Here is a 22,172-nt window from a genome sequence, read left to right as displayed (position 1 = left end):
GGAGGAGCCGAGTCGGCTCAGCGGTCGTCGGAGCCCTCCAGCTCGCGGCGGCGCTGCTCCTTGCGCTCCAGTTTCTCCCTGCGGCGCTCCTCGCGCAGGCGCTGCTTCTCCGCGCGGGGGAGTTTGCGGTCGACGCCGACGCCGCCCCAGAAGGCGAAGCCCGTCACGATCACGCGCGGGGCGCCCGGCTCGCCCGGTACGCCCTCCTCACGGTGGTCGAAGCCGCCCATGACGCCGACGCCGCGCACGACGACCTCGACGCCGGGCGGGACGATCACCTCCACCCCGCCCATGATCGCGACCGCGTTGATGACGACCTCGCGGTCCGCGAAGTACGCGTCCCGCAGATCGATCTCCCCGCCGCCCCAGAAGGCGAAGCAGTTGAAGCGGCGCGGCGCCGTCCAGTGGCCCTTGCGCTGGAAGCCCGACATCACGGCCACGGCCCACGACGACGTCCCCGCGTCGTCGCCGCCGACGATCCTGTCCCCCCAACCGCCGTCCCGCGCGGGCTCCTTGGTCAGGGACACGGCCGGTACGGCCGCCCCCGGGTCCGGCAGGTCGCGGGTGATCGGCGTCAGTTCCCCGTACGTGCGCGCCCGGTACGTCGCGTCCAGCCGCTCCTCGAACTCCTCCATGTCGAGGCGGCCCTCCGCGAGGGCGTCCCGCAGGATCTCGGCGACCCGTTCACGGTCGGCGTCGGAGGCACGGAGGTCCGGGACGGCTGCTGCGTCTTCGGTCATACCAGCAGCCTACGAGTTGTCTCCGCCGCACGGCTACGAGAGGGCCCGGCCGGCTCGTTCCGCGTACATGGTCGCGATGACCGCCTCGATGTCCGGCTCCCGCACCGACAGGTCCAGCAGCGGGTACCGGGCCGCGACCCGCGCCACCAGTTCGGCCGCCGACGCCGACGCCGGGAACGCCAGCCACTGCCGCGCCCCCTCCACCCGCACCACCCGCGCGGGCGCGGGCGCCTCGATCGGCGGCAGCTCCCGCTCCAGGTCCACCACCAGCGTCCGTTCGCTCTCCCCCGCCTCGTGCAGCCCGTCGAGCGAACCGTCGTACACCATCCGGCCGTGGTCGATGACCATCACCCGCGAGCACAACTGCTCGATGTCCTGCAGGTCGTGCGTGGTCAGCAGCACCGTCGTGGCCCGCTCGGCGTTCAACTGCCGCAGGAAGTCCCGCACCCTGGTCTTGGAGACGACGTCCAGACCGATCGTCGGCTCGTCGAGGTACAGCACCTCCGGGTCGTGCAGCAGCGCCGCCGCGATGTCCCCGCGCATCCGCTGGCCGAGCGAGAGCTGCCGCACCGGAACGTCCAGCAGATCGCCGAGGTCGAGGAGTTCGGTCAGCCGGTCGAGGTTCTCCCGGTAGCGGGCGTCCGGGATCCGGTACATGCGGTGCATCAGCCGGTACGAGTCGACCAGCGGCAGGTCCCACCACAGCGTCGTACGCTGCCCGAACACCACCCCGATGCGGTGCGCCAGCCGCGTCCGCTCCCGCGACGGGTCGATCCCGGCGACCCGCAGCCGCCCGCCGCTCGGCGTGAGGATCCCCGTCAGCATCTTGATCGTCGTCGACTTCCCGGCGCCGTTCGGGCCGATGTAGCCGACCATCTCGCCCCGCGCCACCGTGAAGGAGATCGAGTCGACCGCCCGCACCCGGTGCCGCTCCCGCCGCAGGAAACCGGTCCTCCTGCGCACGTCGAAGACCTTCTCCACGCCGTCGAGTTCGATGAAAGCGTCCACAGCCTGCTAACTCCCCGTGCTCCGGTACGACCTGAGACCCGTCCGCCACGCCAGACCCGCCAGCACGCAGCAGCCCACCGCCACCAGCGGCGACGCGAACGCCGCCCACCCCGGCAGCCCGATCGGATACGGCCGCTCCAGCACGTACGCGGCGGGCACCCAGTTGACGAAGGCGAGCGGCAGCATGAACGTCACCCCCCGCACCAGATCCTTCCCGAACACGCTCGGCGGATACTGCAACAGCGTGTTCCCGCCGTACGTGAACGCGTTCTGCACCTCGGCCGCGTCCTGCGCGTAGATCTGGAACGCCGCGCCCGCCACGAACACCGCCGAGAAGATCGCCGCGCCGCTGACCACCATCACCGGCACCAGCAGCACCTTCACCACGCTCCAGTCGACGTCGACCGAGGCCAGCGCCCAACCCAGCACCACCACGCCCTGGGTGACCCGCCCCAGCCGGCGCACCGCGAAATGATCCGCGCCGACCTGCGCCAGCACCGGCACCGGACGCACCAGCAGGACGTCGAACGAGCCGTCCCGCATCCGCCCGCCCAGCACGTCCATCGAACCGAGCACCAGGTCGGCGATCCCGAACGCCGTCGCCGACAACCCGTACAGCAGGGCGATCTCCGGCAGCGACCAGCCGCCCAGCGAGTCGACCCGCGAGAACATCAGCAGGATCCCCACGAAGTCCAGCCCGGTCACCAACAGGTTCCCGAACACCGTGAAGACGAAGGACGTGCGGTACGTCATGCCCGACCGCACCCACATCCCGGCGATCAGCCCGTAGGCCCGCAGCCCCTCCACCAGCACACCGCGCTCACCCACCCTGCACCACCACCCGCCGCGTCGCCGCCGACTGCACCAGCCGCCCCGCCGCCAGCAGCGCCACCGCCCACGCCGCCTGGAACACGAACGCCCCCAGCGGATCCGTCTCCCCCATCAGCACATCCGCCGGGACCTGGAGCTGCGCCGCCCACGGCAACAGCCGCACCACGTCACCGAGCCCGTCCGGGAAGGCGTTCAGCGGCAGCACCATGCCCGAGAAGAACACCCCCGTGATCATCAGCACCTGGCCGACACCCCTGCCGTCCATCAGCCAGAACACGCTCAGCGCCGCCAGATAGCGGATCGCGAAACTCACCACCGCCGCCAGCAGCAGCGTCACCGCGAACGCCGCCCACGCGGTGACCTCCGCCGGCAGCGCCATCGGGAAGAACAGCCAGCCGAACACGAACGGCACCACCCCCCGCCCCAGCATCTGGAACGCCGCCCGCCCCACGTCACCCGCCAGCCACCACACCTGCAGATCCACCGGCCGGTACAGATCGACGGCGATCTCACCCGTACGGATGCGTTCCATCAGGTCCTTCTCCGCACCCCCGCCCTGGATCGCCAGCGTCGCGTACAGACACTGCCCCAGCCACACGTACGTGACCGCCTGCGCCTGGTCGTACCCGCCCAGACCCGGCCGCTCCTCCCACAGCGCCAGATACGTGTACACGAGGATCAGCCCGAACACCGTATTGGTGAACACCCCGGCCGCCGTCGCCACCCGGTACGACGCGTACCGCCGGAAACCCCCCACCGCGACGGCCAGGTACAACCGCGCCGAGCCCACGCCCCGCCCCCTCCCGCATCCGGCACCGAAGCGCAGGAGCCTAGTGCGCCCGCCGTACCCCCTGCCACGCATTTTCGTTGGGGCCATGTGTGTGACAAGCCGCGTGCGCGCGCCCCGCACGGCGTCAACGGGGACGCGTCACCGGAAGGGACGGTCTTGAATAAGACGCACACACCATGGCGCAGTGGAACGAACCAGGCGAAACGGGAGTCCGTGCACGACATGAGCGACGAGCCGCAGCCGCAGCAGCCCGGAAAGGGCTGGGCACCGAGAAGACCCCCGGCGGCCACCACCCCGAAGCGGCCCGGACGCACCGGACGGCACCGACTGCTCCCCATCTGGCGGATGCTCCTCGGCGGCCTCCTCCTCACCGCCGCACTCGTCGTCGGCGGCTTCCTCCTCGGCTACCACCTCGTCCAGATCCCCGCCGCCAACGCCCTCGCCACCCAGCAGGCCAACGTCTACCTCTACGCCGACGGCACCGTCATCGCCCGCGACGGCGAGGTCAACCGGGAGAACGTCGCCCTCTCCCAGATCTCCAAGGACGCCCAGCACGCCGTCCTGGCCGCCGAGGACCGCGACTTCTACACCGAGTCCGCCATCGACCCCCAGGCCATGGTCCGCGCCGCCTGGAACACCGCCACCGGCAAGGGCAGACAGTCCGGCTCCACCATCACCCAGCAGTACGTGAAGAACTACTACCTCCGCCAGGAACAGACCGTCACCCGCAAGGTGAAGGAGTTCTTCATCGCCATCAAACTCGACCGCGAACAGAGCAAGGACCAGATCCTCGAGGGCTACCTCAACACCAGCTTCTTCGGCCGCGGCGCCTACGGCATCCAGTCCGCCGCCCACGCCTACTACGGCATCGACGCCTCCGACCTCGACGCCGCCCGCGCCGCCTACCTCGCCGCCCTCGTCAACGCCCCCAGCCAGTACGACGTCATCACCCACCCCGAGAACCGCGACACCGTCGAACGCCGCTGGAACTACGTCCTCGACGGCATGGTCGACGAAGGCTGGCTCAGCGCCACCGAACGCGCCGGCCTGACCTTCCCCGTGCCCCAGCGGACCACCGTCTCCACCAGCCTGTCCGGACAGCGCGGCTACATCGTGAACATCGTCAAGAACCAGCTGATCGAGAAGAAGATCGTCGACGAGGCGGCCCTCGACGCCGGCGGCTACCGCATCACCACCACCCTCCACAAGGACAAGCAGGACGCCTTCGTCGACGCCGTCAACGACAAACTCATGGACCGGCTCGACCGGGAGAACCGCGAGGTCGACACCTACGTCCGCGCCGGCGGCGCCTCCATCGACGTCAAGACCGGCAAGGTCGTCGCCATGTACAACGGCATCGACTACGTCAAGCAGTACACCCCCAACGCCACCCGCCGGGACTTCCAGGTCGGCTCCAGCTTCAAACCGTTCGTCTTCACCGCCGCCGTCGAGAACGGCTCCCGCACCCGCGACGGCCGCCCCATCACCCCCAACACCGTCTACGACGGCACCAGCGAACGCCCCGTCCAGGGCTGGCCCGGCGACCGCTACGCCCCCGAGAACGAGGACCACCGCGACTACGGCGACATCACCGTCCGCGAGGCCACCGACAAGTCCGTCAACGCCGTGTACGCGCAGATGGCCGTCGACGTCGGCCCCGACAAGGTCCGCCGGACCGCCATCGACCTGGGCCTGTCCGAGAACACCCCCAGCCTCGACGACGCCGGACCCTCCATCGCCCTCGGCGTCGCCACCGCCAGCGTCCTCGACATGGCCGAGGCGTACGCCACCCTCGCCAACCACGGCAAACACGGCGACTACACCATGATCGAGAAGGTCACCCAGAACGGGCGGAACGTCGAACTGCCCGAACGCCACACCCGCCAGGCCGTCAGCCGCCAGGCCGCCGACACCACCACCTCCGTCCTGCGCGGCGTCGTCGAGAGCGGCACCGCCATCGCCGCCCAGACCGCCGGCCGCCCCGCCGCCGGCAAGACCGGCACCGCCGAGGAGGACACCGCCGCCTGGTTCGCCGGCTACACCCCCGACCTCGCCACCGTCGTCGCCGTCATGGGCCAGGACCCCGTCACCGCCGGCCACAAACCCCTCTACGGCGCCATGGGCCTGCCCCGCGTCAACGGCGGCGGCGCCCCCGCCGAGATCTGGGGCCAGTACACCCGCGAAGCCCTCGAAGGCGCACCGGTCACGGCCTTCACCCTCCGCCTCCAGCCCGGCGCCTGGAAGACCCAGCCGCCCCCCGGCGACGCCGACACCACCCCGTCCTCCTCGACCGGCGACCCGGGCGACGGCGACAGCGGAGACGGCGGAGACGGCGGCGAGACACCGGGCGAGACGGGGACGGGCGACGAACCCACCGGCCAGGACGGAGCGGAACCGCCCCAGGGACAGACCGACGGCGGCACCACCACCGGCGGCGACACCGGGGACGACAACGGAACGACCGACGGCTCGGGAACCACCGACGACACCGACGAGGGCGACACCAACGGGGACGACGACCCCGGCCCGGGCGGCCTCACCGGCGCCCTCACCCAGAACGGCCGCTGGGACTAGCCACCGGGACCAACCGCCGGGATCAGCCGCCGGGATCAGCCGCTGGAATCAAGGAACACCCGCGGCTCAGTGCCCGGACGTCGCCTTCAGCCCCACCACCGCCACCAGCAACAGACAGATGAAGAAGATCCGCGCCGCCGTCACCGGCTCACCCAGCACCAGCATGCCCAGCACCGCCGCCCCGGCCGCACCGATCCCCACCCACACCCCGTACGCCGTACCGATCGGCAACGTACGAGCCGCGTACGACAGCAGCAGCATGCTCGTCACGATGCCCGCACCGGTGAGCAGACTCGGAACCAGCCGGGTGAAGCCGTCGGTGTACTTCATCCCCACCGACCAGCCGACCTCCAGCAGACCGGCGACCACCAGCAGAACCCAGGCCATGACAGGCACCTCCGGGACACGAACGGAAACGGGGGTGCGTCGTCTTTGCCTTCACCCCGGTACGGCGCGTCTCGTCGGGGCCCTCTCGGGTCCCTCCACCCTAGCCCGAAAACAGGAAAAGGGCCGGTGACAACGGCCACCAGCCCCTTCCACCAACGAACTACAGGTACAACCCGGTCGAATCCTCGGAACCTTCGAAACGGTCCGCGGCCACGGCGTGCAGATCACGCTCCCGCATCAGCACGTACGCCGTCCCCCGCACCTCGACCTCCGCCCGGTCCTCCGGGTCGTACAACACCCGGTCACCCGGCTCCACGGTCCGGACGTTCTGCCCCACCGCGACCACCTCGGCCCAGGCCAGCCGACGACCCACCGCCGCCGTCGCGGGAATCAGGATGCCGCCCCCCGAACGCCGCTCGCCCTCACTCGTGTCCTGCCGCACGAGTACGCGATCGTGCAGCATCCGGATGGGCAGCTTGTCGTCATGGGAACCGTGCTCGTGTCTCTTGGCGCTCACGTCCTGAAACCTACCTGCATCCGCCCCGAACGCACGCGCCCGGGGTCATCGCCCGCGCCGACGGGACCCCAGGGCCAGCAGCCCCACGACCCCCACCACCAGCGCCACCACCGGAACCACCCGCTCCAGCCGGGGCGCACCCTCCTCGTCCACGAACTGCGCCTTCACGTCACTCACCACACCGTTGACCCGGACGTACGCCCGCCCCAGCGTGTGATCCACGTTCGAGACGACCCGGGCCCTGGCATCCCCCACGATCGTCTTCGGATGCACCCGCACACCGATCTCGTCCAGGGTCTCGGCCAGCACCGCACGACGGCGCCTGATGTCCGCCTCGATCTGCGCCGGGGTCCTGGGGTCCGCCGTGTCCGCCACCGTGCCGCCTCCGAAATCCACTGACACCTGTTGTGTACCTGTGCCGGACAGTCTGTCAGCTCCACGCCGCCGCGCACGGCCAGGACCCCCGGTTACCCTCGATCCCGGCACCCGATCCACGCAGCGCGCACGCACGAGGAGACCAGACCGATGAGCGACCGCCTCCAGCCCGGGGACGAGGCCCCCGCCTTCACCCTGCCCGACGCCGACGGCAACGAGGTGTCCCTGGCCGACCACAAGGGCCGCAAGGTCATCGTCTACTTCTACCCCGCCGCCCTCACCCCCGGCTGCACCAAGCAGGCCTGCGACTTCACCGACAACCTGGAGCTGCTCGCGGGCGCCGGCTACGACGTCATCGGCATCTCCCCCGACAAGCCGGAGAAGCTCGCCAAGTTCCGCGAGGCGGAGTCCCTGAAGGTCACCCTCCTCGCCGACCCCGACAAGACGGTCCTGGACGCGTACGGCGCCTACGGCGAGAAGAAGAACTACGGCAAGACCTACATGGGCGTCATCCGCTCCACGATCGTCGTGGACGAGGAGGGCAAGGTCGAACGCGCCCTCTACAACGTCCGCGCGACGGGCCACGTGGCCAAGATCATCAAGGATCTGGGCGTCTGACCGGGCTGCCCGGCCGCTAGCATGGCCGGGCAGCATCAGGCGGCCGTGGTGGAACTGGCAGTCACGCTGGGTTTAGGTCCCAGTGGGGTAACTCCCGTGAGGGTTCGAGTCCCTCCGGCCGCACCAGTGTTCAGTCGAGCAGTTCCCGCACCACCGGTACCAGCGCCCGGAACGCCTTCCCGCGGTGGCTGATCGCGTTCTTCTCGGCCGGTGTCAGTTCCGCGCACGTGCGCGTCTCGCCCTCCGGCTGGAGGATCGGGTCGTAGCCGAAGCCGCCCGTGCCGGCGGGGGTGTGGCGGAGGGTGCCCCGCAACTGGCCTTCGACCACGCGCTCCGTGCCGTCGGGGAGTGCCAGGGCCGCCGCGCAGGCGAAGTGGGCGCCCCGGTGTTCGTCGGCGATGTCGGAGAGCTGGGCCAGGAGGAGGTCCAGGTTGGCCTTGTCGTTGCCGTGGGTGCCGGACCAGCGGGCGGAGAAGATGCCGGGGGCGCCGCCCAGGACGTCGACGCAGAGGCCGGAGTCGTCGGCGACGGCGGGGAGGCCGGTGGCCTGGGCGAGGGCGTGGGCCTTGAGGAGCGCGTTCTCGGCGAAGGTGACGCCGGTTTCCTTGACGTCGGGGACGTCGGGGTAGGCGTCGGCGCCGACGAGGTCGTGGGGCAGGCCCTCGTCGGCGAGGATCGCGCGCAGTTCGGTGATCTTTCCGGCGTTGCGGGTGGCGAGGATCAGGCGGGTCATGGGCCCAGTATCCCGGCCTCGCCGACCGGTTCCTTACGGGGTGCAGACCTTGGTGAGTTCGCCGGCGGCGTCGGTGACGGGGCTGATGTCGGGGGTCTCGTCGCCGTTCTGGATGGAGGTGCGGACGTTCTGCACGGCCTTTTCGAGGTCGTCGACGGCCTTGCTGACGTCGGCGTTGTCGGTCTTGTCGCCGATGTCGGTGAGGTTCTTGTCTATGGATTCGAGGGATTCCTCGAGTTGGGTGACGTCGTTGCCGGCGTTCTCGACGGCCTGCTGCATGTCGGTGACGCTGTCGGCGATGGCGTCGGCGGTCTGGACGCAGTCCAGTGCCTTGTCGACGGCGGCGCAGCCGGTGGTGAGTCCGGCGGTCAGCGCGACGGCCGCCAGGGTGGCGGCGACGGCTGCGGTGCGGCGTCGGCGGCTCGCGGCCATGGAACGGTCCCTCCCCTTGTCGGGCCGGTGTGCGGCCCTGGTCGTTGGCCGGGCGCTCGGGGGTGAGCCGTGCGCCCGTACCTCTTCAGACGCGGCGGCGGCCGGTGCGGTTGCCCGCGTCGGCCGGTTGTCTTGGTGTGTCCTTTACCTTTCGAGGACGGTGTCAAGTGCGGCGCGCTGGGCGGCGGCGAGTTCGGTGCAGCCGGTGACGGCGAGGTCGAGGAGGGCGTTGAGTTCGTCGCGGGCGAAGGGTTCGGCCTCGGCGGTGCCCTGGACTTCGACGAAGCGGCCGTCGCCGGTGCAGACGACGTTCATGTCGGTGTCGGCCTTGACGTCTTCCTCGTAGCGGAGGTCGAGGAGGGGGACGCCGGCGACGATGCCGACGGATACGGCGCTGACGGTGCCGGTGAGGGGTTTGCGGCCGGGCTTGACGAGTTTCCTGCCCTGGGCCCAGGTGACGGCGTCGGCGAGGGCGACGTAGGCGCCGGTGATGGCGGCGGTGCGGGTGCCGCCGTCGGCCTGGAGGACGTCGCAGTCGAGGACGATGGTGTTCTCGCCGAGGGCCTTGTAGTCGATGACGGCGCGGAGGGAGCGGCCGATGAGGCGGCTGATCTCGTGGGTGCGGCCGCCGATGCGGCCGCGGACGGATTCGCGGTCGCCGCGGGTGTTGGTGGCGCGGGGCAGCATCGCGTATTCGGCGGTGACCCAGCCCTCGCCGCTGCCTTTGCGCCAGCGGGGGACGCCTTCGGTGACGGAGGCGGTGCAGAGGACTTTGGTGTCGCCGAAGGAGACGAGGACGGAGCCTTCGGCGTGCTTGCTCCAGCCGCGTTCGATGGTGACCGGGCGGAGTTGTTCGGGGGTGCGGCCGTCGATTCGAGACATGGCGTTGAGCCTAGCGTCAGCGGTGTGTGGGGAAGCGCCGCATGTGGAAGGGGCCCCTCCCGTGGTGGGAGGGGCCCCGGGGTGAAGCGGGGGGCTTCACATCATGTCTTCGATTTCGGCGGCGATGGGGTCGGCGTCGGTGCCGATGACGACCTGGATGGCGCTGCCCATCTTGACGACGCCGTGGGCGCCGGCGGCCTTGAGTGCGGCTTCGTCGACCTTGGCGGGGTCGACGACTTCGGTGCGGAGGCGGGTGATGCAGCCTTCGACCTCTTCGATGTTGTCGATGCCGCCGAGCCCGGCAACGATCTTCTCAGCCTTGGTGGCCATGTTCGTTCTCCCTGATCCGAACCGCTTTGTCGCAGTAACCCACAGTTGGCCCATCTTTGCGAGCGGTCCTGTCGTGGGGGCCGGATGATGGCGTCACGACAGTGGGACCGTCCTGCCTGACTGGTCTACACCACCGGGTGGACTGCCGCCAAACCCGCTGTCGCCGCTTCGCCAGACTGCTCTCCAGGGAGGGGGACCGGATGAGTGCCGGGAGTGCCGCCGGCGCCGGGAGTACGGCCTCTCCCGCGCGTGAACGCTGGAACCGTCTGTTCCAGGGTCTGCAGAAGATGGGGCGGAGCCTGCAGTTGCCGATCGCGGTGCTGCCGGCGGCGGGCATCCTGAACCGGCTGGGGCAGCCGGACGTGTTCGGGGACGAGGGTCTGGGCTGGACGAACGTCTCCAAGGTGATGGTGGGCGCGGGTGGCGCGCTGCTGGACGGTTCGCTGGGGTTGCCGCTGCTGTTCTGCGTGGGTGTGGCCATCGGGATGGCGAAGAAGGCGGACGGGTCGACGGCGTTGGCGGCGGTGGCGGGGTTCCTCGTCTACTACAACGTGCTGCGGCAGTTCCCGGAGGACTGTCCGGAGGGGTCGGAGGCGGTGCCGCAGGTCGGGTGCCGGCTGACCGACGGGTCGGGGACGGTGACCGCGTTCACGTACCAGAATCCGGGGGTCTTCGGCGGCATCGTCATCGGGTTGCTGGCGGCGTACTTCTGGCAGCGGTTCCACCGCACCAGGCTGGTGGACTGGCTGGGCTTCTTCAACGGCCGCCGGCTGGTGCCGATCCTCATGGCGTTCGTGGCGATCCTGTTCGCGGCGCTGTGCCTGTGGATCTGGCCGCCGATCGGCGGCGCGCTGGAGAGTTTCAGCGACTGGCTCAACGGCCTGGGCGCGTGGGGCGCGGGTGTGTTCGGGATCGCGAACCGGGCGCTGCTGGTGATCGGGCTGCACCAGTTCCTGAACGTGCCGATGTGGTTCCAGTTCGGCAGTTACACCAGGCCGGACGGCACGGTGGTGCACGGCGACATCAACATGTTCCTGGCGGGCGACCCGACCGCGGGCCAGTTCACCACCGGTTTCTTCCCGATCATGATGTTCGCGCTGCCGGCCGCCGCGCTGGCGATCACGCACTGTGCGAAGCCGCACCGCCGCAAGGAGGTGGGCGGTCTGATGCTGTCGGTGGGGCTGACGTCGTTCGTGACCGGCATCACCGAGCCGCTGGAGTACTCCTTCCTCTTCATCGCGCCGGCGCTGTACGTGGTCCACGCGGTGCTGACGGGCGTGTCGATGGCGGTGACGTGGGGGCTGGGGGTGAAGGACGGGTTCAGCTTCTCGGCCGGGCTGATCGACTACGTCATCAACTGGAACCTGGCGACCCGGCCGTGGCTGATCGTTCCGATCGGGTTGTGCTTCGCGGCGGTGTACTACGTGGTCTTCCGGTTCGCGATCACGCGGTTCGACCTGAGGACTCCGGGGCGGGAGCCGGAGGAGGAGGTGGAGGACGCGGCGAAGGCGTGATCTCGTAGGCTGGTGGTGGCTGTTCGAGCCCTCGGACCGTGGGGTCCGGGGGCTTTTCGGTGCGCCCTGGGGAGGGTCCCGTTCAGCGGTTCCGGGCGGGCACGGTGGGTAGCCCGGCGGTAGCAGGAATCATGGGTTCCTTATGCGGCCTTCATCGTGCTACAACAGGTCTACACCAGTAGTGGTGTAGACCACCACCGATGGAGGAAGTATGAGCACCGCCACCGCCTCGGCGGCCCCCGCAAAGAAGCGGGGATCCGGCCTGTTCCAGGGCCTGCAGAAGGTCGGCCGCAGCCTTCAGCTCCCGATCGCCGTCCTGCCCGCCGCGGGCATCCTGCTGCGCCTCGGCCAGCCGGACGTCTTCGGCAAGGACGGCCTGGGCTGGGGCAAGGTGGCGGACGTGTTCGCCACCGCCGGTGACGCCGTCTTCGCGAACCTGCCCCTGCTGTTCTGCGTCGGCATCGCCATCGGGTTCGCCAAGAAGGCCGACGGCTCCACCGCCCTCGCCGCGCTGGTGGGCTTCCTCGTCTACAAGAACGTCCTGACCGCCTTCCCGATCACCGAGGCCAAGGTCACCAAGGGTGCCGACGTCGCCGCCACCTACAACGACCCGAAGGTCTTCGGCGGCATCATCATGGGCCTGATAGCCGCGGTCGTCTGGCAGCGCTACCACCGCACCAAGCTCCCCGACTGGCTGGGCTTCTTCAACGGCCGCCGCCTCGTGCCGATCCTGATGGCGTTCATCGGCACCGCCGTCGGTGTCGTGTTCGGCCTGGTGTGGGAGCCCATCGGCGGTGTCATCACCGACTTCGGCGAGTGGATGACCGGGCTCGGCGCGGTCGGCGCGGGCATCTTCGGCGCGATCAACCGCGCGCTGCTCCCGGTCGGCATGCACCAGTTCGTCAACACGGTGGCCTGGCAGGAGATCGGTTCCTTCAAGGACGCCGCCGGTGCCGTCTGGCACGGTGACCTGCCGCGCTTCTTCCACGGCGACCCGACCGCCGGCCAGTTCATGACGGGCTTCTTCCCGATCATGATGTTCGCCCTGCCGGCCGCCGCCCTGGCCATCACCCACTGTGCCCGTCCCGAGCGCCGCAAGGCCGTCGGCGGCATGATGGTCTCCCTCGCGCTGACCTCGTTCGTCACCGGCATCACCGAGCCGATCGAGTTCGCGTTCATGTTCATCGCGCCGGTGCTGTACGTCATCCACGCCGTGCTGACCGCCATCTCGATGGCCGTCACCTGGGCGCTGGGCGTGCACCACGGCTTCAGCTTCTCGGCCGGCGCGATCGACTACTTCCTCAACTGGAACCTGGCGACCAAGCCATGGCTGATCATCCCGATCGGTCTGGTGTTCGCGGCGATCTACTACGTGGTCTTCCGCTTCGCCATCGTCAAGTTCAACCTGACCACCCCGGGCCGCGAGCCCGAGGAGGAGGTCGAGGACCTCACCAAGGCGTGAGCGGTCCCCGTACGAAGGGGAGGGCCCCGGAACCGAGTCGGTTCCGGGGCCCTCCCCTTCGCGCCGTGGGCGCTCAGATCACGTACGTCGCCCCCGGCGCCGCCAGCCCCACCGGGCCGTCGTACACCGCGCGGGCGTCGGTGAGGTTGACCTGCGGGTCGGTCCACGGGGGGATGTGGGTGAGGATCAGGCGGCGGGCGCCCGCGCGGGCCGCCGTCTCACCCGCCTCGCGGCCGTTGAGGTGCAGGTCGGGGATGTTCTCCTTGCCGTGCGTGAAGGCGGCCTCGCACAGGAAGAGGTCGGCGTCGCGGGCGAGGTCGTCGAGCGCGGGGCTCACGCCCGTGTCGCCGGAGTACGTCAGTGTCTTCCCGCCGTGTTCGATGCGGATGCCGTACGCCTCGACCGGGTGCGCGACGCGCTCGGTGTGGACGAGGAACGGGCCGATCTCGAAGGTGGACGGCTTGACCGTGTGGAAGTCGAAGACCTCGCTCATGGAGGAGGCCGAGGGGGTGTCGGCGTAGGCGGTGGTGAGCCGGTGCTCGGTGCCCTCGGGGCCGTAGACCGGGAGGGGGGCGCAGCGGCCGCCGTCGTGCCGGTAGTAGCGCGCGACGAAGTAGCCGCACATGTCGATGCAGTGGTCGGCGTGCAGGTGGCTGAGGAAGATCGCGTCGAGGTCGTAGAGACCGCAGTGGCGCTGCAGCTCGCCCAGGGCGCCGTTGCCCAGGTCGAGGAGCAGCCGGAAGCCGTCGGCCTCGACGAGGTAGCTCGAGCAGGCCGATTCCGCGGACGGGAACGACCCCGAGCAGCCGACGACGGTGAGCTTCATGAAGCAGAAACCTCCGCTGGCGGGTGTGGAGAGACGGGGGTCGTGCGGTTTGTCGAGCGTAAGGCGCAAAACCTTTGGTCGCTCCTCCGCCAGGGGCCGTTGTGGGCGAACTCACCTGTGGTGTCACCGGTTCGGCTGGAAGCGGCGCGTGCCGGGGCCGGAGGGGGCGCTCGGTGGTGGCTCGCGCCGGTACGGTCGGGGCATGGACACGGCCTGGTGGCTCGCGCTCGCCGCGGTGGTGCTGCTCGCCCTCGTCACCGCGCTCGTCGACGGGTGGGGGCGGGGGCACCGGTCCCGGAGGGGGCGGGGGTCCGGGCGGAGTGGCGGGCGGGGTGGTTCCGGGAACGCGTGAGGGGCCGGAGACGCTGGTCTCCGGCCCCTTGTCGTGCGTGGGTGCGACGCCGCGTCACGCCCAGAGCTGGCCCTGGAGGGTGTCGATGGCCTCTTCCGTCGTCGCGGCGGTGTAGACGCCGGTCGACAGGTACTTCCAGCCGCCGTCGGCGACGACGAAGACGACGTCGGCGCTCTCGCCGGCCTTGAGCGCCTTGGTCGCGACGCCGATCGCCGCGTGCAGGGCGGCGCCGGTGGAGACGCCGGCGAAGATGCCCTCCTGCTGGAGGAGTTCACGGGTGCGGGTGACGGCGTCGGCGGAGCCGACGGAGAAGCGGGTGGTGAGGACGGAGGCGTCGTACAGCTCGGGGACGAAGCCCTCGTCGAGGTTGCGCAGGCCGTAGACGAGGTCGTCGTAGCGCGGTTCGGCGGCGACGATCTTGACGTCGGGCTTGTTCTCGCGCAGGTAGCGGCCGACGCCCATGAGGGTGCCGGTGGTGCCGAGGCCGGCCACGAAGTGGGTGATGGACGGCAGGTCGGCGAGGATCTCGGGGCCGGTCGTCGCGTAGTGGGCGCCGGCGTTGTCCGGGTTGCCGTACTGGTAGAGCATCACCCAGTCGGGGTGCTCGGCGGAGAGTTCCTTGGCGACGCGCACGGCGGTGTTGGAGCCGCCGGCGGCCGGGGAGGAGATGATCTCCGCGCCCCACATGCCGAGCAGGTCACGGCGTTCCTGCGAGGTGTTCTCGGGCATCACGCAGACCATGCGGTAGCCCTTGAGCTTGGCGGCCATGGCGAGGGAGATCCCGGTGTTGCCGCTGGTCGGCTCGAGGATGGTGCAGCCGGGGGTGAGGCGGCCGTCCTTCTCCGCCTGCTCGATCATGAACAGGGCGGGGCGGTCCTTGACCGAGCCGGTGGGGTTGCGGTCCTCCAGCTTCGCCCAGATCCGGACGTCGGCGGACGGCGACAGCCGCGGCAGGCGCACCAGGGGGGTGTTGCCCACCGCGGCCAGCGGGGAGTCGTAGCGCATCGCCGATCAGGCCATACCGCCGGCCACGGCCGGCAGGATCGTGACGCTGTCGCCGTCGGACAGCTTGGTGTTGATGCCGTCCAGGAAGCGGACGTCCTCGTCGTTGAGGTAGACGTTGACGAAGCGGCGCAGCTGCTCGCCGTCCACGATGCGGGCGTGGATGCCCGTGTGCCGGGTCTCGAGGTCGGTGAAGAGCTCGGCGAGGGTGTCCCCGGTGCCCTCCACCGCCTTCTGACCGTCGGTGTACTGGCGGAGGATGGTCGGGATGCGGACCTCGATGGCCATGGCTGAGGGCTCCTGTCGGAAGTGTCTGTCGTGGGTTCGTCAGGGCGCGCGGCGGCGCGCGGCAGTTCGCCGCGGCTCACGGCCCACGGCGGCAGCGGAAGATCAACAGATGGCGCTGTTCAGCCTGCACAGGTCGACGTGCAGCCGCGCCACGAGCAGTGTGCCCGGCGCCGTTTCGCTCACGTCGTGGAGAACCATGGGGTCATCGTATCGATTCCCGGACCGGTCTCCGGAGTGTGATCTCACGCTTCGGACACCTTTCTTCCACGATACGAGATCTGGGTCTGTTCCCGGGGTCAGTAGGCCTCGACGACCTTCACTTCCTCCTCGGTGACCTCGCCCTCCAGGATGCGGAAGGAGCGGAACTGGAACTCGCCGGCGCCGTCGGTGTCGGCGGTGGAGACCAGGACGTAGTGGGCGCCGGGCTCGTTGGCGTAGGAGATGTCGGTGCGGGAGGGGTAGGCCTCGGTCGCGGTGTGGGAGTGGTAGATGACCACCGGCTCCTCGTCGTTGTCATCCATCTCGCGGTACAGCTTCAGCAGGTCCTGGGAGTCGAACTCGTAGAAGGTGGGCGAGCGGGCCGCGTTCAGCATGGGGATGAAGCGCTCGGGGCGGCCGGCGCCCACCGGGCCCGCCACCACGCCGCACGCCTCGTCGGGGTGGTCCTCGCGGGCGTGGGCGACGATCTGGTCGTACAGGGCCTGGGTGATGGTCAGCATGGGGCTCAGGATAAGCAGACGGGCCGTTCCGTACCGAGGGGTGGTACGGAACGGCCCGTATGCCGGACGCCTTGAGCGGAGGGGCGCAGGGGGTGCCACGAGTACCCCCTGCGGCCCGGCGTCCCGGGGGAGGTCAGCCGATCTTCTCGAGCCGGGGTTCGTTGCGCCGGGTGACCTGCGGGTTGCGGAGCCAGAGGAAGAACCAGCCGACACCGAGGGCGACGGCCCAGCAGACCATCACGTACAGGCAGATCCTGGAGTCCGCGTCGATCGCGATCAGGGCGGTGACGAAGAGCAGGAACGCGATGGCGATCCAGGAGCAGACGGAGCCGCCGGGCGCCGGGAAGGAGGAGGCGGGCAGCCGGCCCGCGACGACCTTGCGGCGGTAGAGGACGTGGCTGATCAGGATCATCAGCCAGGTCCAGATGCCGGCCGCGGTGGCGACGGAGGTGACGTAGCCGAAGGCCTTCTCCGGGACGGTGTAGTTCAGGACGACGCCGATGCCCATGAAGATCACCGAGGTGAAGATGCCGAGCGCCGGGGTCTTGGTGGAGGACAGCTTCTTGAAGACCTTCGGGGCCTCGCCGTTGTCGGCGAGGTTGCGCAGCATGCGGCCGGTGGAATACATGCCGGAGTTGCAGGACGACAGGGCGGCGGTGAGGACGACGAAGTTGACGATGCCGGCGCCGGCCGGGATGCCGATGACCGCGAACGCCTTCACGAAGGGGCTGACCCCCTCGGAGAACTCGGTCCACTTGACCACGCACAGGATGACGGTGAGGGCGCCGACGTAGAAGAGGGCGATGCGCCAGGGCAGGGTGTTGATCGCCTTGGGCAGGGTCTTCTCGGGGTTCTCGGACTCGCCCGCGGTGACGCCGACGAGCTCGACGGCGAGGTAGGCGAACATGACGCCCTGCAAGGTCATCAGGGACGAGCCGATGCCCTTGGGGAAGAAGCCGTCGAAGGCCCAGAGGTTGGAGACGGCGGCGGTGTCACCGGCCTGGCTGAAGCCGAGGGTGAGCACGCCGAGACCGATCACGATCATGCCGATGATGGCGGTGACCTTGACCATGGAGAACCAGAACTCGATCTCGCCGAAGAGCTTCACCGAGATCAGGTTGGCGCCGAACAGGATGACCAGGAAGACCAGGGCCGAGGTCCACTGCGGGATCGCCGGGAACCAGTAGTTGATGTAGATGGCGGCGGCGGTCAGCTCGGCCATGCCGGTGACCACCCACATGAGCCAGTAGGTCCAGCCGGTGAAGTAGCCGAAGAACGGGCCGAGGAATTCGCGCGAGTACTCGGCGAACGAGCCCGAGACGGGACGGTAGAGCAGGAGCTCGCCGAGGGCCCGCATGATGAAGAAGATGATGACGCCAGCGAGGGCGTACATGACGATCAGGCTGGGTCCGGCCTTGGCGATGTTCGCCCCGGCTCCCAGGAAGAGCCCGACGCCGATGGCGCCGCCGATCGCGATCATCTGGACCTGGCGGCTGTTGAGGCCGCGCTCGTACCCCTCTCCGGGTGCGGACTCCGTGCCGACCTGCGGTGAGGCCATGTGTGGTGCGCCTTTCTCCATGCCGACCCGGGCCGCTGTCGGCCTCGGATCGGGTCTCGATCCCCCCGGACTGATGGAGTTGGGCGGGCTCTGGGAGTCCGCCCGTGCCTGGCCGGCGGTCGCCGGCTCGGTGGCGCACCCGGCGGAACATACGGGTGGTGTTCGCCGGGCGGTCGTGAAGATCTATCACGGCCGCCATACTGATAACACCGGCGGTTTGTGGTGCGCTTCACAGAGAGAAGCGGACAAAAGGCACCTGAAAAGCCCATAGGCGGCGGGCTCTTTGACGCGATCGTTACCCGGATTTGAGTGTCCTCTGAGCGAACACGTCAGCGGACTTTTCCGGACATTCGACGCCGACTCATGGCATGAGGGTCACGGCGCGTGGGTCACGGCGCGTGGGTCACGGCGCGTGGGTCACGGCGCGTGGGTCACGGCGCGTGGGTCACGGCATGAGCGTCGAGACGAGGGTCTCCTGGAGTCCGCCGAGCCACAGGTACGCCATCACCATCGGCTTGCGCGGGTCCTCGGCGGGGAGGTGGAAGAGGAGGTCGCTGTCGTCCTCGTCGCTGATCTCCAGGCGGGAGCCGATCGCGAGGCGCAGGTCGTTGAGGGTGCCGAGCCACCGGCGGGACTCGTCCGGCGACAGTTCCAGCACCGCGCCGCCCTCGCCGGCCGGGGTGAGCGCGTCCAGGGAGCGGATCACCGCGAGGGCGTTGTCGCGCTTGCCGGCCCGCAGGTCGTTCTCGGTGTAGCGGCGGAACTCGGCGGAGTAGGCCCGCTGCTTCTCGGCCTCCTCGGCGCGCGGGGTGGCCTCGGGGTCGCCGTAGGCGTCCGGGAAGAGGCGGCGCAGCACGGGGTCGGAGGGGGGTTCGCTCGGCCCCTCGGTGAAGAGGCCGGCGAACGGGTCGCCGGAGGCGTCCTCGGCGGGCCCGGGGCCGATGAGCTCCGTCAGCTGTACGGCGAGGGACCGGATGATGGAGATCTCGACCTCGTCGAGGGCGACGGCCGCGCCGCCGCCGGGGAGCGGTTCGAAGGTTCCTGGCATGGCGGCGATTGGCTGCTTCCGGTCCTGCGGGCGGGGGCGGGTCATGTCCGGATCGGTCACTTCCGGTCGTGCTGGAGGGTGGCCCACAGTCCGTAGCCGTGCATGGCCTGGACGTCGCGTTCCATCTCCTCGCGGGTGCCGCTGGAGACGACCGCCCGGCCCTTGTGGTGGACGTCGAGCATGAGCTTGGTGGCCTTGTCCTTGCTGTAGCCGAAGTACGACTGGAAGACGTACGTCACGTAGCTCATGAGGTTGACCGGGTCGTTGTGGACGATGGTCACCCACGGGACGTCGGGCTCGGGTACGGCGAAGACCTCCTCCGCCGATTCGGTGCGTTCGATCTCCAGGGGCGCGGGTGACGTCACACAGCCCATGCTGCCACCGCAGGGGGGTGGTCGCACAAACCGGCCCGCTGTTCCGGTGCCCGGACCCGAAATCGTCAAAGTGACGAAATGGGGGTAGCATCCCTGCCATGAACACAGCGGACCTTGGGCTGCCGGTGGATGTCCCCTCGACAGCGCTCTTCACTGACCAGTACGAGCTGACGATGCTGCGGGCCGCGCTGAAGGCCGGCACGGCCGGGCGGCGCAGCGTGTTCGAGGTCTTCACCCGGCGGCTGCCCGACGGCCGCCGCTACGGCGTGGTGGCCGGCACCGGGCGGGTGCTGGACGCGGTGGAGAACTTCCGTTTCGACCCGGGCGTCCTCGGGTTCCTGCGCGAGAAGGACATCGTCGACGAGGAGACCCTGGACTGGCTGGCCGGCTACCGCTTCTCCGGTGACATCTGGGGCTACCCCGAGGGGGAGGTGTACTTCCCGGGCTCGCCGATCATGCGGGTCGAGGGCAGCTTCGCGGAGTGCGTGCTCCTGGAGACGGTGATCCTGTCGATCCTCAACCACGACTCCGCGATCGCCGCCGCGGCCTCCCGGATGTCGTCCGCCGCCGGCGACCGGCCGCTGATCGAGATGGGTGCCCGGCGCACCCACGAGCTGGCCGCGGTGGCCGCCGCCCGGGCCGCGTACGTCGGCGGCTTCGCCTCCACCTCCGACCTGGCGGCCGGCTTCCGCTACAACATCCCGACCGTGGGCACCTCCGCCCACGCCTTCACCCTGCTGCACGACAGCGAGCGGGACGCCTTCCGGGCCCAGGTGGACTCCCTCGGCGGCGGTACGACGCTGCTGGTGGACACCTACGACGTGGCCGAGGCGGTCCGCACGGCCGTGGAGATCGCCGGTCCTGAGCTGGGTGCCGTGCGGATCGACTCCGGTGACCTGCTGCTGGTGGCGCACCGGGTGCGGCAGCAGCTGGACGAGCTGGGCGCCACCGGCACGAAGATCATCGTGACCTCGGACCTGGACGAGTACGCCATCGCCTCGCTGGCGGCGGCGCCCGTGGACGCGTACGGGGTGGGCACCCAGCTGGTGACCGGCTCCGGGCACCCGACGGCCTCCATGGTGTACAAGCTGGTCGCCCGCGCGGAGTCCGCCGATCCGAAGGCGCCGCTGGTGCCGGTGGCGAAGAAGTCCACCGGCGGCAAGACCTCCGTCGGCGGCCGCAAGTGGGCCGCGCGGCGGCTGGACGAGCACGGGGTCGCCGAGGCCGAGGTGGTCGGCACCGGTGCGGTGCCGGGCGACCTGGCCGACCGGCAGCTCCTGGTGAAGCTGGTCGAGGGCGGCGGGGTGATCGCCCGGGAGCCGCTGGACGTGGTCCGCGACCGGCACGCGGCGGCCCGCGCGGGTCTGCCGCTGTCCGCCACACAGCTCTCCCGCGGGGAACCCGTCCTTCCGACGGAGTACGCGCACGGGCCGTCGGGTAGCTGAAAGCGTGCCCCCCGTGCGCGGGGCGGGGCTTCCGGTACGCGGGTGGGGGCTCCCGCCCGCCCTGCCGTGCCCCTGTCCGCGTCGTCCGTAATTCAATAGGCTCGGAGGTTCACCCGGCCGGGCCGTCCCCACCCGACCCCATAGCCGAAGGACACCGACCATGCGCCGCGCACTGATCGTCGTCGACGTGCAGAACGACTTCTGCGAGGGGGGCAGCCTCGCCGTGGCCGGCGGTGCGGATGTGGCCGCCGCCATCACCGAGCTGATCGGGCAGGCCCCCGCCGGTTACCGGCACGTGGTGGCCACCCGGGACCACCACATCGCGCCCGGCGGGCACTTCGCCGACAACCCCGACTACGTCCGGTCCTGGCCCGCGCACTGCGTCGCCGGGACGGAGGGGGTCGGCTTCCATCCGAACTTCGCCCCCGCGGTGACGTCGGGCGCGGTCGACGCCGTGTTCGACAAGGGGGCGTACTCGGCCGCTTACAGCGGGTTCGAGGGGGCCGACGAGAACGGGACGTCGCTGGCGGAGTGGCTGCGGGAGCGGGGGGTCGACGAGGTGGACGTGGTGGGGATCGCCACGGATCACTGTGTGCGGGCGACTGCGTTGGACGCGGCGCGGGAGGGGTTTCGCACCCAGGTGCTGCTTGATCTCACCGCGGGGGTGGCGGCGGAGACCACCGAGCGTGCGCTGGAGGAGCTGCGCTCGGCGGGGGTGGAGTTGTCGGGCAAGCCGGTTGTGCAGTAGCCCGGTGCCGGGGTGGGCCGGGGGGTGTGTCAGCTCGCGGCGCTGAGCCGGTGCCTCCCCCACTCTCGGCTCCGCTCGAGCGGAGGGACCCCCATCGCCCACCCGTGCCGCCCTGGGGGCACCTCCCGGGCCCTTGAGGCACTTGGGGGAGGCACGACTGCCCGCAGTTGCGTCTATGCCCGCGTGGGGGGTCTGAGCAGGGCTCTTATGGGGTGCCAGAGTTCCAGGGTCAGGGTGTCGGCGGTGGGGGCCGTGCGCCATATGAGGCCGTCGGGGTGGTGGAGGACCGCCGTGATCTCGTCGGGGGTGGGTGGGGCGGCGTTGCCCCGCAGGTAGATCGCTCGCAGGCCCAGGTTGCGGAGCCTGGTCAGGGCTCGTGCGCGGTTCTGGGCGTGGACGAGGACGCGGACTCCGGCCGGTGCGTCGGCGGCGGGGCTGGGCAGGTTCAGCGCCACCACCACCGTGCCGTTCGGCAGCTTGCAGAAACCTCCTGCGGCCATGTGGTCACATCCCCGTGTCAGCCGGTGTCAATAAGCGGGTCACAGGAGGCACCTAAACACGGATCGGCGGTGACCCGCCAGGGGGTCACCGCCGATCATGCTCTGACCTGCGAAGATGC

At 70.1% G+C, this 22,172-nt stretch carries 27 protein-coding genes, 1 tRNA gene and 1 riboswitch; of the genes, 8 read left to right on the top strand and 20 right to left on the bottom strand.

What is annotated here, in order from left to right:
- Positions 1-17: 17 nt before the first annotated feature.
- The 4 genes from AB0A94_RS25175 to AB0A94_RS25160 are packed head-to-tail and all read right to left on the bottom strand — an operon-like array spanning position 18 to position 3,369.
- Positions 18-740: a DUF1707 domain-containing protein gene (locus tag AB0A94_RS25175; protein WP_361747787.1), complete on the bottom strand. Its 723-nt coding sequence runs from the start codon at positions 738-740 to the stop codon at positions 18-20.
- A 33-nt stretch (positions 741-773) separates the two neighbouring features.
- Positions 774-1,748: an ATP-binding cassette domain-containing protein gene (locus AB0A94_RS25170; RefSeq protein ID WP_361747785.1), complete on the bottom strand. Its 975-nt coding sequence runs from the start codon at positions 1,746-1,748 to the stop codon at positions 774-776.
- A gap of 6 nt (positions 1,749-1,754) precedes the next feature.
- Positions 1,755-2,576, bottom strand: a complete 822-nt coding sequence (locus AB0A94_RS25165) for an ABC transporter permease (protein WP_361747782.1) — start codon at positions 2,574-2,576, stop codon at positions 1,755-1,757.
- Positions 2,569-3,369, bottom strand: coding sequence for an ABC-2 family transporter protein (locus AB0A94_RS25160; RefSeq protein WP_361747780.1), 801 nt, complete (start codon positions 3,367-3,369; stop codon positions 2,569-2,571). Before AB0A94_RS25160 ends, AB0A94_RS25165 begins: the two co-directional genes overlap by 8 nt.
- Before the next feature lie 222 nt (positions 3,370-3,591).
- Between AB0A94_RS25160 and AB0A94_RS25155 the strand changes: the two genes are divergently transcribed.
- Positions 3,592-5,943: a transglycosylase domain-containing protein gene (locus AB0A94_RS25155; protein ID WP_361747778.1), complete on the top strand. Its 2,352-nt coding sequence runs from the start codon at positions 3,592-3,594 to the stop codon at positions 5,941-5,943.
- Between the two features lie 66 nt (positions 5,944-6,009).
- On the opposite strand, the gene AB0A94_RS25150 is transcribed toward AB0A94_RS25155, so the two are convergent.
- From AB0A94_RS25150 to AB0A94_RS25140, 3 genes are all read right to left on the bottom strand, one after another.
- Positions 6,010-6,330 (bottom strand): SMR family transporter, encoded by a 321-nt coding sequence (locus AB0A94_RS25150; protein ID WP_030825380.1) that lies wholly within the window; start codon positions 6,328-6,330, stop codon positions 6,010-6,012.
- Between the two features lie 33 nt (positions 6,331-6,363).
- A riboswitch (guanidine-III (ykkC-III) riboswitch) is annotated at positions 6,364-6,425 on the bottom strand.
- Between the two features lie 65 nt (positions 6,426-6,490).
- On the bottom strand, positions 6,491-6,847 hold the full coding sequence (locus AB0A94_RS25145) for a co-chaperone GroES (RefSeq protein WP_361747776.1): 357 nt from the start codon (positions 6,845-6,847) through the stop codon (positions 6,491-6,493).
- Positions 6,848-6,892: 45 nt separating this feature from the next.
- Positions 6,893-7,222 carry a DUF3618 domain-containing protein gene (locus AB0A94_RS25140; RefSeq protein ID WP_361747835.1) on the bottom strand — a complete coding sequence of 110 codons (330 nt, stop codon included), beginning with the start codon at positions 7,220-7,222 and terminating at the stop codon, positions 6,893-6,895.
- A gap of 150 nt (positions 7,223-7,372) precedes the next feature.
- On the opposite strand from AB0A94_RS25140, the gene bcp reads away from it, so the two are divergent.
- Positions 7,373-7,840: a thioredoxin-dependent thiol peroxidase gene (gene bcp / locus AB0A94_RS25135; protein WP_361747774.1), complete on the top strand. Its 468-nt coding sequence runs from the start codon at positions 7,373-7,375 to the stop codon at positions 7,838-7,840.
- Positions 7,841-7,879: 39 nt separating this feature from the next.
- Positions 7,880-7,966 (top strand) — tRNA-Leu (locus tag AB0A94_RS25130).
- A 4-nt stretch (positions 7,967-7,970) separates the two neighbouring features.
- Here AB0A94_RS25130 and rdgB read toward each other — a convergent pair.
- The 4 genes from rdgB to AB0A94_RS25110 form a co-directional block, all read right to left on the bottom strand.
- Positions 7,971-8,573, bottom strand: a complete 603-nt coding sequence (rdgB, locus tag AB0A94_RS25125; protein WP_361747772.1) for an RdgB/HAM1 family non-canonical purine NTP pyrophosphatase — start codon at positions 8,571-8,573, stop codon at positions 7,971-7,973.
- Positions 8,574-8,606: 33 nt separating this feature from the next.
- Positions 8,607-9,005, bottom strand: a complete 399-nt coding sequence (locus AB0A94_RS25120) for a hypothetical protein (RefSeq protein ID WP_361747770.1) — start codon at positions 9,003-9,005, stop codon at positions 8,607-8,609.
- Between the two features lie 144 nt (positions 9,006-9,149).
- Complete coding sequence (gene rph / locus AB0A94_RS25115) at positions 9,150-9,887, bottom strand: ribonuclease PH (RefSeq protein WP_361747767.1); 738 nt, start codon at positions 9,885-9,887, stop codon at positions 9,150-9,152.
- A 96-nt stretch (positions 9,888-9,983) separates the two neighbouring features.
- The gene (locus tag AB0A94_RS25110; protein WP_030868674.1) at positions 9,984-10,217 is read right to left on the bottom strand and encodes a PTS glucose/sucrose transporter subunit IIB; all 234 of its coding nucleotides are present in this window, start codon (positions 10,215-10,217) and stop codon (positions 9,984-9,986) included.
- Between the two features lie 200 nt (positions 10,218-10,417).
- Between AB0A94_RS25110 and AB0A94_RS25105 the strand changes: the two genes are divergently transcribed.
- Both AB0A94_RS25105 and AB0A94_RS25100 read left to right on the top strand, forming a co-directional pair.
- Entirely contained in the window at positions 10,418-11,731 is a 1,314-nt protein-coding gene (locus AB0A94_RS25105; RefSeq protein WP_361747765.1) for a PTS transporter subunit EIIC, read from the top strand.
- Positions 11,732-11,942: 211 nt separating this feature from the next.
- Entirely contained in the window at positions 11,943-13,193 is a 1,251-nt protein-coding gene (locus AB0A94_RS25100; RefSeq protein WP_361747763.1) for a PTS transporter subunit EIIC, read from the top strand.
- A gap of 73 nt (positions 13,194-13,266) precedes the next feature.
- Here AB0A94_RS25100 and AB0A94_RS25095 read toward each other — a convergent pair whose 3' ends face one another.
- Complete coding sequence (locus AB0A94_RS25095) at positions 13,267-14,019, bottom strand: MBL fold metallo-hydrolase (RefSeq protein ID WP_361747761.1); 753 nt, start codon at positions 14,017-14,019, stop codon at positions 13,267-13,269.
- 202 nt (positions 14,020-14,221) lie between these two features.
- Between AB0A94_RS25095 and AB0A94_RS25090 the strand changes: the two genes are divergently transcribed.
- A complete protein-coding gene (locus AB0A94_RS25090; RefSeq protein WP_361747839.1) occupies positions 14,222-14,371 on the top strand; it encodes a hypothetical protein in 150 nt (49 codons plus the stop codon).
- A 54-nt stretch (positions 14,372-14,425) separates the two neighbouring features.
- Here AB0A94_RS25090 and AB0A94_RS25085 read toward each other — a convergent pair whose 3' ends face one another.
- From AB0A94_RS25085 to clpS, 7 genes are all read right to left on the bottom strand, one after another.
- Positions 14,426-15,376 (bottom strand): cysteine synthase, encoded by a 951-nt coding sequence (locus AB0A94_RS25085; protein ID WP_361747759.1) that lies wholly within the window; start codon positions 15,374-15,376, stop codon positions 14,426-14,428.
- 6 nt (positions 15,377-15,382) lie between these two features.
- Positions 15,383-15,661: a MoaD/ThiS family protein gene (locus AB0A94_RS25080; RefSeq protein WP_361747757.1), complete on the bottom strand. Its 279-nt coding sequence runs from the start codon at positions 15,659-15,661 to the stop codon at positions 15,383-15,385.
- Positions 15,662-15,763: 102 nt separating this feature from the next.
- Entirely contained in the window at positions 15,764-15,859 is a 96-nt protein-coding gene (locus AB0A94_RS25075) for a putative leader peptide (RefSeq protein ID WP_361747754.1), read from the bottom strand.
- A gap of 98 nt (positions 15,860-15,957) precedes the next feature.
- On the bottom strand, positions 15,958-16,380 hold the full coding sequence (locus tag AB0A94_RS25070; RefSeq protein WP_361747753.1) for a M67 family metallopeptidase: 423 nt from the start codon (positions 16,378-16,380) through the stop codon (positions 15,958-15,960).
- 133 nt (positions 16,381-16,513) lie between these two features.
- Positions 16,514-17,938, bottom strand: a complete 1,425-nt coding sequence (locus AB0A94_RS25065) for an amino acid permease (protein WP_361747751.1) — start codon at positions 17,936-17,938, stop codon at positions 16,514-16,516.
- Positions 17,939-18,383: 445 nt separating this feature from the next.
- On the bottom strand, positions 18,384-18,986 hold the full coding sequence (locus AB0A94_RS25060; protein ID WP_361747749.1) for a DUF2017 domain-containing protein: 603 nt from the start codon (positions 18,984-18,986) through the stop codon (positions 18,384-18,386).
- Positions 18,987-19,042: 56 nt separating this feature from the next.
- The gene (clpS, locus tag AB0A94_RS25055; RefSeq protein WP_190164178.1) at positions 19,043-19,360 is read right to left on the bottom strand and encodes an ATP-dependent Clp protease adapter ClpS; all 318 of its coding nucleotides are present in this window, start codon (positions 19,358-19,360) and stop codon (positions 19,043-19,045) included.
- A 98-nt stretch (positions 19,361-19,458) separates the two neighbouring features.
- Between clpS and AB0A94_RS25050 the strand changes: the two genes are divergently transcribed.
- On the top strand, positions 19,459-20,805 hold the full coding sequence (locus tag AB0A94_RS25050) for a nicotinate phosphoribosyltransferase (protein WP_361747747.1): 1,347 nt from the start codon (positions 19,459-19,461) through the stop codon (positions 20,803-20,805).
- 160 nt (positions 20,806-20,965) lie between these two features.
- A complete protein-coding gene (locus tag AB0A94_RS25045) occupies positions 20,966-21,553 on the top strand; it encodes a nicotinamidase (RefSeq protein WP_361747745.1) in 588 nt (195 codons plus the stop codon).
- 173 nt (positions 21,554-21,726) lie between these two features.
- On the opposite strand, the gene AB0A94_RS25040 is transcribed toward AB0A94_RS25045, so the two are convergent.
- A complete protein-coding gene (locus AB0A94_RS25040) occupies positions 21,727-22,053 on the bottom strand; it encodes a hypothetical protein (RefSeq protein ID WP_361747743.1) in 327 nt (108 codons plus the stop codon).
- Between the last annotated feature and the right edge of the window lie 119 nt (positions 22,054-22,172).

The organism is Streptomyces sp. NPDC044984, assembly GCF_040646935.1.
GTDB lineage: Bacteria > Actinomycetota > Actinomycetes > Streptomycetales > Streptomycetaceae > Streptomyces.
The sequence above is the reverse complement of the archived record's forward strand: the minus strand, read 5'-3'. Positions and strand labels throughout refer to the sequence as shown.